Annotated in this window: 9 protein-coding genes; 2 read left to right on the top strand and 7 right to left on the bottom strand. The window is 47.9% G+C overall.

Features of this window, described 5'->3' with window-relative positions; translation table 11 throughout:
• Positions 1-38 precede the first annotated feature (38 nt).
• The 6 genes from MHB80_RS11380 to MHB80_RS11355 all read right to left on the bottom strand — a co-directional run bounded on the left by MHB80_RS11380 (position 39) and on the right by MHB80_RS11355 (position 8,577).
• The gene (locus tag MHB80_RS11380) at positions 39-2,315 is read right to left on the bottom strand and encodes a glycoside hydrolase family 3 C-terminal domain-containing protein (RefSeq protein WP_341282237.1); all 2,277 of its coding nucleotides are present in this window, start codon (positions 2,313-2,315) and stop codon (positions 39-41) included.
• Between the two features lie 100 nt (positions 2,316-2,415).
• Entirely contained in the window at positions 2,416-3,774 is a 1,359-nt protein-coding gene (locus MHB80_RS11375; protein ID WP_341282236.1) for an MFS transporter, read from the bottom strand.
• 125 nt (positions 3,775-3,899) lie between these two features.
• Complete coding sequence (locus MHB80_RS11370; RefSeq protein ID WP_341282235.1) at positions 3,900-4,886, bottom strand: alpha/beta hydrolase; 987 nt, start codon at positions 4,884-4,886, stop codon at positions 3,900-3,902.
• A 90-nt stretch (positions 4,887-4,976) separates the two neighbouring features.
• Positions 4,977-6,683: a sugar ABC transporter gene (locus MHB80_RS11365; RefSeq protein ID WP_341282234.1), complete on the bottom strand. Its 1,707-nt coding sequence runs from the start codon at positions 6,681-6,683 to the stop codon at positions 4,977-4,979.
• Between the two features lie 113 nt (positions 6,684-6,796).
• Positions 6,797-7,672, bottom strand: a complete 876-nt coding sequence (locus MHB80_RS11360) for a carbohydrate ABC transporter permease (RefSeq protein ID WP_341282233.1) — start codon at positions 7,670-7,672, stop codon at positions 6,797-6,799.
• Positions 7,673-7,683: 11 nt separating this feature from the next.
• The gene (locus tag MHB80_RS11355; protein WP_341282940.1) at positions 7,684-8,577 is read right to left on the bottom strand and encodes an ABC transporter permease subunit; all 894 of its coding nucleotides are present in this window, start codon (positions 8,575-8,577) and stop codon (positions 7,684-7,686) included.
• Positions 8,578-8,862: 285 nt separating this feature from the next.
• Here MHB80_RS11355 and MHB80_RS11350 point away from each other — a divergent pair, with 285 nt between their 5' ends.
• Complete coding sequence (locus tag MHB80_RS11350; RefSeq protein WP_341282232.1) at positions 8,863-10,548, top strand: histidine kinase; 1,686 nt, start codon at positions 8,863-8,865, stop codon at positions 10,546-10,548.
• 23 nt (positions 10,549-10,571) lie between these two features.
• Positions 10,572-12,170 carry a response regulator gene (locus MHB80_RS11345; protein WP_341282231.1) on the top strand — a complete coding sequence of 533 codons (1,599 nt, stop codon included), beginning with the start codon at positions 10,572-10,574 and terminating at the stop codon, positions 12,168-12,170.
• Positions 12,171-12,236: 66 nt separating this feature from the next.
• Here MHB80_RS11345 and MHB80_RS11340 read toward each other — a convergent pair whose 3' ends face one another.
• Positions 12,237-15,074 (bottom strand): family 78 glycoside hydrolase catalytic domain, encoded by a 2,838-nt coding sequence (locus MHB80_RS11340; protein WP_341282230.1) that lies wholly within the window; start codon positions 15,072-15,074, stop codon positions 12,237-12,239.
• Between the last annotated feature and the right edge of the window lie 19 nt (positions 15,075-15,093).

Here is a 15,093-nt window from a genome sequence, read left to right as displayed (position 1 = left end):
CTGCGCTTACCAAAAGCGCAGCCGAGCTCTTATTTCCATCATGCTTCCAGCTTCACTGCCGCATTAAATTGCTCCAGCAGTTGACTTAAGGTCTCTTCGGTCATCGCTCCTCCCGTAAACGGAAGCAGGGCACGAAGCGGCATATAACGCATCGCTGCGAGCATCATATCAGAAGATACCGCATCCGAGGGGCCAGCTTGCGGCGCCATGCTTTGCAAATACTGGAGAATAGGGGCGGTCTTCGGATTAGCCATCAGCTCGCCAAGCGTGGAATTGCGATGGAATACCGGTACCGATTCAAGCGTTGACACGACATGTACCGAGGCTTCAAGCAGAATATCGCGCGATGATTTGCCTACAAGAATACGGTAATCGCCGGTTTCTGCTTCCCAATCCCCGAGAGACACGTTGTAGCTGGCAAAGCTCCGTTTGTCTAGCGAGAAATGAACGCTCTGCTCTTCGCCCGGCTCAAGCGCAACCTTTGCGAAGCCTTTAAGCTCCTTCTCCGGCCGAATCACGCTGGACTCCTCATCCTTCACATACAGCTGTACAATCTCCTGGCCTCGGCGTGTCCCCGTATTTTTAATGGTTACTGTCACGTCTAGCGTTTCCTGGTCTGTCATTTGTGCCTTGCTTATATGCAGCCCGGAGTAGTCAAAGGTCGTATAGCTTAGTCCATATCCAAATGGAAACAAGGGTTCAATATCTTTGGCATCATAATAACGATAACCGACAAAAAGACCCTCACGATATTCCACACGATCACCCTCGCCTGGAAAAAAGGGGTGTGAAGGGTTATGTCTGAGACTGGCCGGAAACGTTTCTGCAAGCTTGCCGCTTGGATTGGCTTCACCAAACAAGAGATCAGCGATCGCTCCGCCCGCTGCTTGTCCGCCCAAATAACCTTCAAGCACCGCTTTAACCTGAGGCAGCCACGGCATGACGACAGGGGCACCGTTGCTAAGCACAACGACAATATTCGGCTGAACCTCGGCAATCTCCGCAATCAATCGCTGTTGATTTATAGGCAAGTCCAAGTGGCTGCGGTCATAGCTTTCGGATTCATATCGATCAGGCAAGCCCACGAACAACAAAGCAACATCAGCGGCAGCTGCCTGCTGCCTTGCTTCATCCATTAATTCTTCATTGATGTCGTCCAATTCCAGATCATAACCTTGCGCATAAACAACCGTAGCCGCTTCGCCTGCAAGCTTGACGATTTCCTGATAAGTATGATCTAACCGTGTCGGCTTAATATGCGAGCTTCCGCCGCCCTGATAGCGCACCTTGTCCGCCATTGCGCCAATTACAGCGATTTTGCCATTTTTGTTCAAAGGCAGAATAGCAGCTTCATTTTTCAACAAAACCATCGTTTCTCTGGCTGTCTCCCGCGCCAATGCGTGATGAGCCGCTTGATCATATTCAGCGCCTAGCTGACGGCTGTCTGCCGCCTTGAAAATGACAGTGAGCAGGCGTTCAACCGATTCATCGAGTACAGACACATCAAGCTTGCCGGAAAGAACGGCTTCAACAATCTTGTTCTGTCCGACACCGTGGCTGGCCGGCATCTCCAGCTCCATGCCAGCAGCAACACTCGCGTCCGCTTCATTGACTGCTCCCCAGTCGGAAACGACGATACCGTGATGTCCCCATTCCTGCTTTAAAATAGTTGTCAGCAAGCTGGCATTTTCCGAGCAATATTCGCCATTGAGCTGATTATAGGCCGACATGACGGTCCATGGCTGCGATTTCTTGACGGCCATTTCAAAGCCCGTCAAATAGATTTCCCGAAGCGTCCGTTCATCCACCACAGCATCGGTCGTCATTCGACGATGCTCTTGATTGTTGACGGCAAAATGCTTTAGCGAAGTGCCGACTCCCTGGCTTTGTACGCCTGCTATATGTGCAGCCGCCATTTCTCCTGTCAAATAGGGGTCTTCTGAAAAATATTCAAAGTTGCGCCCGCAAAGCGGAGAACGCTTAATATTGGCTCCGGGTCCGAGCAAAATAGCCACCTCTTCCGCCTGGCTTTCTTTACCCAAAGCCTCTCCAACCCGCTGTACCAGCTCACGGTTCCACGAGCTTGCCAGTCCGGCAGCTGACGGAAAGCAGGTCGCAGGAACGCTTTCATTCAAGCCAAGATGGTCGGAGGACCCCTTCTGCTTGCGCACGCCGTGAGGACCATCTGTCAATGTAATAGAAGGAATCGCCAGCCTGTCTATCCCTTTTGTTGTCCAAAAGGAATCTCCTGAGCATAGTCCCGCCTTCTCTTCCAGCGTTAATTGCTGCACCAATTGCTTAATGTTCCGTTCCATGAATAAATCTCTCCTTTTATACAATATCTATCTGTATCAATCCAAGCAGGCAGATTTGACACCTTATCACTTTTACACCTTATCACTTATCGATTATGGCTTACGGTTTATGGATTTTTCTATTCTCCAAATCGTTTAAGATCTGGACATATTGCTTCTCTAAAGAGAATTTGGACAGCAGAATCGCAATAAGAATATAAGCAATCATAGGAATATAAATATTAAAGCCGATAATCATCTGCAGAGCCGCATGACCTTGTTCCGCTGCTCCTTCCTTGTAATTTCCCCATGCCAGCATCCAGCCGATCAACGCGGTGCCGATAGCTGTACCGATCTTCTGTCCAAAGCTGCTGACGCTGTTAGTCAGTCCTACAATTCGCTGTCCGTACTTCCACTCCCCATACTCAATCGTATCAGTAAGCAGCGGCGTCAGCACAATCATGAGCGGAATCATACCGAAGGATTGCATGATGGAGCCGATCAGCCCCAGAGACACGTTTTCTACGTCTAGCAAACGAAGCAGTGATCCCGCTATTCCAATAACAAGTCCGACTATTGCCGTATTTCTCTTGCCGATTCGTTTCATGACTGGCCCTGAACCTAAGAAAATGACAACAACCGGGATGAATCCGATCGCACCCATAATGCTTACGAGATTCACATTGCCCCAAATGTATTTGGCAAAGTACATACCCGATGTTGTGGACAAGGCGAACAAAATGTTAGAAAGTAATCCTACAGCTACGACGATTACCCAGTACTTATTAGTCACAAGCAGCTTAAGCCCCGTCCAGAGCGAATATGATTTCTTGATTTCTCCTAGCTCTCTAAGCTGGTTGGTATTATATTTTTCTTTTGTTGAACGGAAGGCGATGTATATGCCTGCGGCTGCAATGAGCCCATAAATAGAGGCAAGAAGCGTCCATTGCTGCTTTCCTCCGCCCATTGCATTTACAATCGGGATAAAACCAATAGCGACAGCCATACCGGCCAAATATCCAAAGCCTGCCCTGTAAATTCCCATTAATCCCCGTTCTTGCTGATTGCGTGTCGTTAACGCCATAAGGCTGTTGTATGGAATAGAAGTAGGGGTATAGACACAAATAAAAAAGAGCAGATTCGTAAGCACCGCGTAAGTTATTTTGGACCCCGAGCTCAAATCGGGCATGCTGAAGAGCAAAAAGATAGAAGCAAACATCGGCAAGGTCATCCACAGCAGCCATGGCTTCGCCTGGCCATGCTTTGACTTTGTTCGATCAACCAATACGCCCATTCCAACATCGGCTAACGCATCTAATATCTTGGTCAGCATCATAATCGTTCCGACGATAGCAGCCGAAACCCCTACAACATCCGTATAGTAATACATCATCAAACCTACAAGCCCCGTGCTGATGTTCAAGCCAAATTGCCCCATTGCATCTCCTGCTAGACTACGGTTCGTGCGTTCTCTTGACACTTCTCTTCCTCCTATAATTCTATCTTGGTGTTCTATGATAAGTGTAAGACCCCAGGAGTCTTGCCGATATAACGCATTTTGAACTTTACATATCGCGATATTAAGATTGCATGGTAGCAGTCCAATCACACGAGCGGAATACCCTTTAGATCCCGATCTAATTTTTCCATTACCTCTTGAGAAAGCATTCCACCGCCAAATTCGTTAATCTGTCGAATCGAGACTTGTACGGCATCCTGCAGCTGCGGATTATGTTCAAGCATCGGGAGCGCTCCATAGATTAATTTTTCACAAGCAGAATTTTTTAAGAGTACGCCCATTTGCACATCTATACCGTATTCACTAATATTTTCATCCAATAGAATATCCTGATCTGATGCAAATTCACCGAATACCTTTTTAAGCCAGGCCGCACATAGGCCAAACCATTTAGCTGCATCGCCATCCACCATAGACCGCAGCCCGCCTGAGGTAACGGGAGTTGCTAAAGACAGACCATGTACACCATGCCCAAAAATATGCAATTCGAACGGCACCTTGGACTGTTCCAGAGCGGACGCCAAAGCCAGAGTATTGTTTACAGGCACCAAAGTATCCTCAAAGGTATGAAAAATAAAAGCCGGTGGCGTTGCGGCATCCACAGCGGTGTTAATCCCCGGCAATTCAACAGGAAATATTTTGCTATCGGACGCCAAAATCTGTGGATAACCCAATATCATCGCATTCGGACGATTACGTCCCATCGTGCCTAATGCCGAAGCCAAATGCCCGCCTGCCGAGAAGCCGCATACGGCCACCTTCGACGGGTCTACACCCCATTGCTGGCTGTGCTCGCGAATAAGCTCGAGCGCTTCCTCCGCATCGTTCAACGGTTGGGGAAACGCAGCATTTTGATTAAGCGAATATCTCAAAACGAAAGCCTGATAACCTTCAGCTAAAAAGGCCATCGCCACCGGCTCGGCCTCTCTGTCCGAACATCCTCGGTAAGAACCACCCGGAAAAATTAGAATTGCGGGCCGGATTCGCGTGTTTGGCATTTCATGAGACTGCTCAAGCAGGTAAGCAGTTAAGGTAACATTTTCATTCGTTAATGGCAGAGTAATTAATTTCATAGGATCATTCCATTCTTTATTAAATTGTGTTCCTGCTAAAAAACAAGAAGGCTATGGTCTAAACCCCAGAGCCTTCCTGTCTCACTGCTATTACTTGACGGTTGCATACCATTCGTTTACTTCTTTGGTAATATCATCTCCACCAGATGATTTCCACTTCTGGACGAAAGCATCGAATGCGTCTGCCGGCTTTTTGCCATAAATGATTTCGATATACGTATCCATTTGCATTTTGGTCAGCAATTCTTTTCTCGACAGCATCGTCTTCGTTGACGGTCCTTGGAAGTATTCCCGCACATCCGCATCAGTCTGCTCGATACCGACCAGAAGCGCCTTCGTTGTAAAATGCTCAAGTGGATTGGTGTCGTCAATGCCCAGAATGCCTGTCGGTGCAAGCGCAGCAAGATCCTTGTTCGTCAAAGGTTCGTTTTTCGCCATTTTTAGATTTGTCTCCAGCCTTTTGGAAGGATAAACGGCATCTGATCCGGCAATCGTATACTTCATCGTGGGCGTTTTTCCACCTGGAATCTGCTTCTCGTCCATATTCGCTTTGCCATCTTGAATGATGTAATCGTAGCCATCCTGAAAACCTTTGAAAATAAAAGGGTCATCCGAATTGTATGCATCGAACATTGCATTCTGATAATGGAAATACGCTTGCAGCGCTTCTTCAGAGATATCCTTGCTGATCAAAATCGCACTGGTATATGGATTGGCTATGGTGCGCATATTTTTTCCATCGGCACCTGCGGGAAGCGGATATGGATTATAGATAGCCGATGGATTGGACGCCATGAGCATGGAACCCGGATACACCATCATCCAGCTCTCGCCGCCCAGCATACCCACCTTTCCTGCCGTTACGTTCTCCGCCACCTTGTTGAAATCATGAAGCGCAATATCATTCGCGATATAGCCCTTATTCTTCCACTCATTTAATTTTCCAAGCGCCGACTTGATACCGGGCTGAATGGAGCCATACTGAAGATTGCCATCAGCGCCTGGATACCATCTCTCTGGTATGGCTCCAAACAAGCCAAAAATCCACGACGAGTCTCCCATCGGAGCCCCCAGCATTTGATCTTTCATTGCAATTTCAAGCCCTACAGTATCTTTCTTTCCGTTCCCATCTGGGTCCTCATTGACGAAGGCGTCCATGAGCGCCTCCAGCTCCTCCAGTGTATTCGGAGCCTTCATATTTAGCTTGTCCAACCAATCCTGGCGGATCCAGAGGGTCGATTGGGTTCCCACGGTCGGTCTCAGTACAGGAATGGCATATTTCTTTCCGTTTTTCATAAAGGGCTGCCAGGCAGTCGGCTCTTCCTTCAAAGCAGCCTTCCACGTATCGGACGCATACTTGTCAAATGCCTCCGTAACATCAAGCAATTTACCCGAATCAATAAACGTATTGATCGTACTAGCCTGATAGGCTACGAACAGGTCCGGGAGGTTGTCCCCAGAGGAAAGCATCAGCTTCAGCTTCGTATCGTAAGAGCTATCTCCTGATGGCGAGCTCCATAACGTCTTCAACTCTACGCCCAGCGTATCCTTCGCCCAGCGGGTATGCACATTATCCATGTAGCTTTCGCCATTTTTGAATTTGACAGTCGGGTCCTCGCCCCTCACCATCGTGATCGTAACAGCAGGTTCGATTTTACCATCTACAATTTTAAATTCTGCCGGTGTTTCAGGCTGTTTCGTATTTCCCGACTCGTTGCCGTTGCTGCAGGCAATAGCGGAACTGAGGCTGAGCACTAGCACGAGGCTAGTGAAAATGAATTTCTTCTTGTTGCGCATTTGTTTACCCCCAATTATGAAATGACTGCTTGCCTCTTTATTTTAATAGCGCTTTCAGAGCGTGAATATAACGATAATGAAAGATGCCATAGCGGTATCTTAACTTTCCTCCGCTACTCTTTAACTGCTCCTATAACAATGCCCGCAGTGAAAAATTTTTGCAGTACAGGATAAATAAGCAGAATCGGCAGCGCCCCGATCAGCACCTGTGCAGCTCGAATGGAGCGGTTATTGAGCTTGGCGATTTCATTGACATTGCTGGCATCGACTATCGGAACAGCAATGAGCGATTTCAACAGCGTACTGAGCGGCACGTTGTCTCCTCTCATGTAGATTGATCCCATAAACCATTCATTCCAATCGTTTACAACCATGAACAGACCGACGGTAGCCAAAACAGGCAGCGACAGCGGCAGAAACATTCTGGAGAACACCTGCCAATGGTTGGCACCGTCCATAAAAGCCGACTCTTCAATTTCCTTGGGCAGTGCCTTGAAAAAATTCATAATCAGTATTAAATGGAAAACGTTAACCAATCCAGGAAGCACAAGCGCCCAAATCGAATTATACAATCCTATTTTGGTTACGAGTAAATACGTCGGGATCAAACCCCCGTTGAAAAGCATAGCGACGATGAAGAGGCCGACAAAACCCTTGTAGCCAGCGATACCATCCCTTCCACCACCCTTGGACAATACATACGCTGCCATGCAGTTAACAATTAGCCCAAGACCCAGACTCAGCGCGGTTCGCTGCACAGAAAGCCATATGGCAGGCAAAAATACAGGGTTTTCAAGCGCTTTGGTATAGGAATAGAAGTTTAGCTCGATCGGAAAAAATGTTACCTTATTGGCCATGACCGCTGCGCTAGAGCTTAACGATATCGCAATGACATGAAGCAAAGGTACAATACAGATAAGCGCCAGCAAAATCATAATGACATTATTGAAGGTCTGAAACCAGCGTTGAGGCGTTGAAATCACTTGCACGGAAATCCCCCTTAGAAAATTTTGTAGTCAGCGACCTTGTAGGCTAATCTGTATGCTCCCATAATGAGAATCAGGCTAACGATGGATTTGAATAAACCTACGGCTGTGGAGAAGCTGTAATTGCCGTCAATTAAGCCAACGCGGTAAACAAATGTATCAATAATATCGCCTTTCTCATAGACGAGAGGATTATACAAATTGAAAATTTGGTCAAAGCCCGCATTCAGAACTTGGCTCAGCGATAATGTAAGGACGACTACCATCGTCGGTATCAGCGAAGGCAGCGTAATATGAAGCACCTGCTTCCATTTGCCAGCCCCGTCGAGCTGCGCGGCTTCGTAAAGCGCTGGATTTATGCCGGCAATAGCGGCCAGAAAAATGATCGAACCATATCCGAATTCCTTCCATACCTCACTTGAAACTACTGTAAAGAGGAACCAGTTATTATCACCCAGAAAAAAGATTGGCTTCATGCCCATCGCCTGCAGCGCCAGATTGACTAAGCCGTTGTCCGGGTTAAGCAGCTCAACGAAAATACCACCGAGCACGACCCATGAAAGAAAGTGCGGGAGGAATACGAACGTTTGAACGGTATTTCTTAACGCTTTGCGACGGACCTCATTAATCAGAAGTGCAAAACCAAGAGTAGATATAAAACCAAAAAACAGCTTTAGCATAGCAATTCTCAGCGTATTCCAGATGACCTGTACACTGTCCGGGTATTCAAATAAAAATTTGAATTGCTCAAGGCCAACCCATTCAGATTTCAGAATGCCTTGATACGGCTTATAGTCTTGAAAAGCCATAACCAGCCCGCCCATGGGCATATAAACAAAGATCAGGACAACCAGTACAGCCGGAATAAGCATCAGATAAAGCTGCCAGCTGTCCTTTCTGCGCACTATTTTCTCCCTGTGATTCTTAGCTGCCACTTCCATAAAAAGCCTCCTACGAAATGAATTTTACCGATGGCTTTAGTTTAAGTGCTGAATCATGGTCCGGGATATAATGCAATACAAAGGAATGATAACGTTTTCTTAACTTGAACGGTGTTGGGGAATATCGTTTTACAAACATCCGTTATTCATTCTTAACATTCCGGTTCTGAGTAACGGTCGAGCGTTGTAAACAGCCCCGCTTATGCCTACAATAAGGATAAGCTCTATACATACAAAAAAGGAATCGATGCTATGTTCAGACCATATCCGACGATGTTCAGACAATATCCAACCTTCATTAAAATAATGATGTTGATTCTTTCTACAACCATTATCGTCATGATCATGTACAGCTACACCATTCAATCCAGCTTGAATACGGTTCGTAAGGACATACAGGCCAATAACCTCAATCGCATCAAATTTGCTGTGAACAGTCTGAACCATAATGTCGAGCAGCTGAATATGCTGGCCGCTGCGCTGGAGACAGACTCCAAGGTCGCGCTCCTGCCTTCCGTCGATTTGATGGACAGCTTCGATCAGATCATGCTGATCCGGGATTTGACGGAAAAAATGAATCTTCAAAGCTTCTCGGAGGGCTGGAATAACCGTGTATCCATCTATTCCACTATCTTGAACACCTGGATTGGGACACCCTATGCCCTGGAGGCTCCTATCACTAGTGAGAACAGCAATAATTGGGTGCTGGATTCGCCGCGTCAAACCTTTACCTTGTACCGCTATCATGCTGGATATACCATCCAGGTAGCATTCCCGAAGCTCAATATAACGGATATGTTGAATCGAGGAATTATTGACAGCAATGATCCCTTTTTCTTCAAGGAAGGCAGTACCGTTCTTCTTAATGACCAATCGGATGGAGAGAAGGTGCAGCAAATTCTGCAGCTTCTCTCCCCCCTTATAAACCAGACGGAAGGCACTGAAATCTTGTCTATTAACGACATCTCCTATATGGTCAATTATTTTCGTTCCGAGACGCTTGGCTGGTATATGATCGACTATGTGCCGCTCAATGAGGCATTGGAGCCCATTATTAAAACCCAAAATACGTTCTACATTGCCTGCATGATCCTGCTGTTAACGAGCATCCTGACGCTTTTGTTTCTTTATCGCAAGGTGCAATTGCCAATTGTTACCCTGCTCAAGGGTGTGCGACTGCTTAAGCATGGAGATTTCACATACAGGATTAGGCGCTCCAGCCGCAACGAATTTGATATTTTGTACGAAAGCTTCAATGACATGGCCAGCCAGATTGAAGAGCTCATTGAGAAGGTATACAAAGAAAAAATCGTAACGCGCGAGGCGATGGTCAAACAGCTTCAAGCGCAAATTAATCCTCATTTTTTGTATAACTGCCTATTTTTTATTAACAATATGACACGGCTAGGCAATGACGAGGCAGTCACCGCGATGACGCAAAATCTCGCTGAATATTTTCGTTATACTACACGGCTGAATGAACCAATCACAACCTTGGAGAAGGAACTCGCCGTTGTCGAGAACTATATGAACATTCAAAGCCTGCGAATGGAACGACTCCAATACACGATCTCCATCCCTGAATCAATGAGAGAGCTCCAGATTCCCAAGCTTCTAATCCAGCCGCTTGTGGAGAACAGCGTTGTGCACGGTATTGAAGGCAAGCGGAGCGCGAGCCTTGTTCGCGTAACAGGCTGCGAGACTGAAGCTCAGTACCGTATCAGCGTAGAGGATGACGGGAAGGGCCTGAGCAGCGAAGAAATCGTCGCCCTCTCGTCCCGCATCAAGCTTCCGCTTGACGATTCCATGGGCTGTGCGCTATGGAATATTCAGCAGCGAATGATCATTCACTTCGATTCGCCTTCCGGCATCGAATTTACCAGTAACGCCCACGGTGGACTAACGGTCACGTTGTTCTGGCCTAAGCCGCATAGTTAGTTAGATAAGGAGGAACAAGCCCCATGTACCAGCTATTAATTGTCGATGATGAGCGCTCTGTTGTGGATAGTCTCGCCTTTACCATTCCGTGGAGCGATTATGGCATTGACACCGTTTATCCTGCCTATTCGGCAGAGGAAGCGCTGCACATTGCTGCCAAGCATACGATCGACATTATGATTACCGATATCCGAATGCCGGAAATGGATGGGCTGGAGCTCATTCACCAGCTTCGCCGCCTGTCCAAGAAAATCCGCTCCATTATATTATCCGGGCATGATGAATTTGAATATGCCCAGAAGGCGATCAGCTACGGTGCAGAAAGCTATTTACTCAAACCGGTAGACATTGGGGAATTAATTAAATCCGTGCAAGTGATCATTGCCGCCATCGAACAGGAATGGACCGAATTCAGCTCGCATCAGCGACTGAAGCGCACCTTGCATGCCAATCTTCCGCTGCTAAAAGACCGATTGCTAAACGATCTCATTCAGCAAAAGGCGATCAGCCAGGAAATGCTGCAAGAGCGGCTGTCGTTGCTTGACATCTCCTTCCAGACGGGCGATCCGTTTATCATGATGCTGGTCAGGCTGGATGAGCAGTTCGCGGAATATGACCTGGATTCCCTTTCTCTGCTTGAATATGCTGTGACTAATATCGCGCAGGAAGTATTTCAGGATCTCTTTGAGCTGTGGCATTGCACAACGGATGCCGGCTATTTAGTCTTTTTGATCAAAAGCAAGGAGCAGGAGACTTTAACCTTAGTTGATTCTTCGGCAGTCAAGCTGCAAAAACATGTGCAGCGATTTCTGAAGGGCTCGCTGACAATCTGTATTAGCGGAGCTAGATCTTTTCCCGACCATATACAGGACACTTATCATAAAAGCGTAATCTCCATCCAGCGCAACGTCGGCGGTCACAAAAGCTACTTCCTGAAGACGGATGAAACGGTCGTGGAACATGAGGAGAATAGGCTCCTCCCCTTATACGATTTGCCTTTGCTGCCTAGTATGCTGGAATCAGGAAAGTGGGATAAAGCACTTGGCATACTGAACCGGGCACTTGGCATGAATACAGAGCTTGAGCCCTCGCACGACCAACTGCTCGCTATCGTGCTGCTGGTGTCCTCCGCACTAGCGACGACGTTCTCGGAACAGAACGGACCATTGGAGGAGCAGCTCGGAGAGGAGTTTAACTTGCTGCTCCGCAAGAAAAGCCAATTATCGCGACAGCGGGTATGGGAATGGGCGGAGAAAACCATCATCGGACTGAGGGACCAATCAGCTATACAGTTAGAGGATTCGCACCAGTTGATTGCCTCGAGGGTTCGCAGCTTTATCGAGGAGCACTTGGCTGAAGGCATCTCCCTGCAATCCGTGGCGGATTTTATCGGCCTGCATCCGGTATACCTCTCGAAAGTGTATAAAACCGTAACCAGCGAGACCATCGGCGATTACCTTTATGCTGTGCGAATGGAACGCGCTGCCTACCTGCTCAAAAATTCCGATTTGAAAATTGCCGATGTCAGCAGCCAAATCGGCTTTCTAGCCGCACCCCATTTTATCAAAATATTTAAGAAACATTATGGCGCCACTCCGCAAGAATACCGCAATAAAACATAAAGCAGAGCCTGCTATCCGCATAAATGTAGGATAGCAGGCTCTTTCATTTGTATAATCAGCGCTTCATTAGCTAATGGGTATCGCTTTGAGCGCTTTATCCAGTTTGTTTAATTGCTCTTCGGTTGCCTCATAACCCGGATAGGATGCCAAATCTCTAATCGAAGCGGCTCCCATCGGTCCCGCCATTCCAGGCGTCATAGCAGCGGCAATAGGAATGAACTCGACAAGAATCGCTTTAGCTTCCTTTACACCCAGCAGTTCATCAATAGTGGTTCGAGTGCTGAATGTTTTCTTATAAGGCTTACTAGGAACATACGACAATTCATAAATCCCGCTGTCAAGCAGTAGGCTGACCGCCTCCCCTGCTTGCTCCCCTTCTATTTCGCTTTCATCCAGATTTACGCCATTAATGATCACATTTGAAACGATGGCATCAGGCAGTAGAACCGTGGCAGTTGCATGGAAAGGAATCGTGAAGCTAAAGACAAGCTTGCCCGCTTCATCAATCGACCACTCGCTTCGATACAAACCTGCTGCCGTATGGACGACGGCTTTAGCCCACTGAAGACGCAGATTAGGCTGTGGAGCAAGGATGGCATGTCGGAAGCCCGGCTTGTCTTCCGCTGGATTTAGTCCGGCGACATGTCGGTACATCCACTCAACTACCGCTCCGTAAGCGTAATGATTAAGTGAATTCATGCCGGTGCTGCTGAGAGAACCGTCCGGAAGAATGGCGTTCCAGCGCTCCCATATCGTGGTAGCACCGAGCTCAACGGCGTAGAGCCAGCTTGGATAATCATTATTGAGCAGCAGCGTATACGCAATGTCATTACTGCCTTCTGCAGACAAAACACGATTCAAATATGGCGTGCCAACGAAGCCGGTCCGCAGATGATGGTTGTCAGCACGCATACGCATGCGCAAATCGGCGGCTATGCGGGAGCGGAACTCATCTGGCACTAAATTCATAAACAAAGCAACCGCATACCCGGTTTGGGTGTCCACTGCAAATCGTCCATTCGCGGTAAAAAATTCATCTTTAATCGCCGCACGAATTTCCGCAGCCAGCTGCTCATACTGCTTGGCAAGCTCCACCTTTTGCAATACCCTTGCAGCCTTTGCGACCAATTCGGATGAGTAGCAGTAATAGGCGCTTGCGATCAGATGGGTATCCGTTCCGCCCATAGGCGTGTCTGGATTCGAACCATCAAGCGCAAGCCAGTCTCCGAAGTGGAAGCCGGTTGTCCACAGCCGTTTACCCCCTGACTCCTCCTCCGTTTTTCTGATAAAATCTACCCAGCCGCGCATGCTCTCGAATTGTTGTTCGAGAATCGCTTTATCACCGGAATGCAAATAGACGTTCCAAGGAATGATCGTCGCGGCATCGCCCCAAGCGCTGGAGCCGCCTCCAGGTACGATGCCAGCCGGTATAACCATCGGCACCATACCGCCTTGATCCTTCTGCTCCTGGTACAAATCGTAGCCGAATTTGCTGAAAAATGCGTATGAATCCATATTAAAGCAAGCCGTGCCCGAGAACACCTGGGCATCTCCGGTCCAGCCCATTCGCTCGTCACGCTGCGGACAGTCCGTTGGCGTGTCTAGGAAATTGCCCTTCTGTCCCCATAACGCATTCAGGAACAAGCGGTTGACTTGTGGGTTACTTGTCTCAAAATGCCCAGTCTGCTCCATATCCGAATAAACGACGCAGCCTGTAAAGTCCTTCGGATCAAGCTCGCCATGCCATCCCTCCACCTTTACAAAACGGAAGCCGTAAAAGGTAAAATAAGGGCGTACAGTCGCTTCATCCCCATTTGCTGTATACACATATTCCGCCTTGGCCGTGCGCAAATTTTCCCGATAGAAATTACCGTTTTGCAGCACTTCGCCATACTGCAGCCGAATGACGGTTCCGGCTGGTGCATTCGTGCGGAACTGCAGCCAGCCAACCATATTCTGGCCCAGATCAATAACCGTTTCGCCCGCAGGGGTGGTCAGAACCTCCACAGGCGCAAGCCGTTCCTTCACGACCACTGGCAAGCTGAGCCGAGCCATTAACCGATCAAAGCCCAGATCCGCTGCTTTCACCTGATATACACTAGTATCCACAAACGTAGCATCATATTTCTCGCCATCATAAATATTGCTTTCAATCATCTTGCTTCTCCGCGCAGACCAGCTTTGATCGGTTCCAATCACTTGCGTGGACCCGTCCTTGAATGTCACTATAATTTCCGCTAGCAGCGCAAATTCGTCCCCATAAATATTTTCTTCTCCGCCATCGAAACCGAAGCGCCCCTTGTACCAGCCGTTTCCAAGGCTAACTTCAATCTTGTTCTCTCCGGCTTGCAGCAGTGGAGTCACATCATAAGTCTGATATTGCAGCCATTTATGATAAGCATTGTATAATGGCGTCAGGTATTCATCTCCTGCCTTGACGCCGTTCAGCTCCATTTCGTACAAGCCCAGTCCGCAGACGTATGCGCGTGCAGATACGATTTCTCCTGGCAGGCTGAAGGTGTGGAACAGAACAGGGTGAATGTGCTTGTCCAATTCGGGAGAGATCCAGCTGGCAGTCCATGCGTCACCCATCTTCGCAGTCTCAAACCAGGCGGGCTCGCTTGTTGCCGTATCTCCATTATCCGCCCACACCGTAACCCGCCAGAAGTAGCGAGTGCGCGGTAATAGCTCTGCATTCCATTCATAGGAAAGGCTGTCAATATCGGCTGATTGTCCGCTGTCGAAGATAATGGCTGTAAATGCTTCATCCAAGGCGACCTGAATTTGTGCCTTGGTCTGCTTCTTCGCGGATGTATCCGTTACTACATAGGAAAAGCGCGGTTTATCTAAAGTGAAGCCTAACGGGTTGACGATACGGTTCGTTTTCAAATTTACGATTTTCATAAGTCAAATCCTCTCTGCC

It is taken from the genome of Paenibacillus sp. FSL H8-0537 (genome assembly GCF_038051995.1).
Classification (GTDB): domain Bacteria; phylum Bacillota; class Bacilli; order Paenibacillales; family Paenibacillaceae; genus Pristimantibacillus.
Note: the sequence above shows the minus strand (reverse complement) of the source record. Positions and strands in the feature narration are given on the sequence as shown.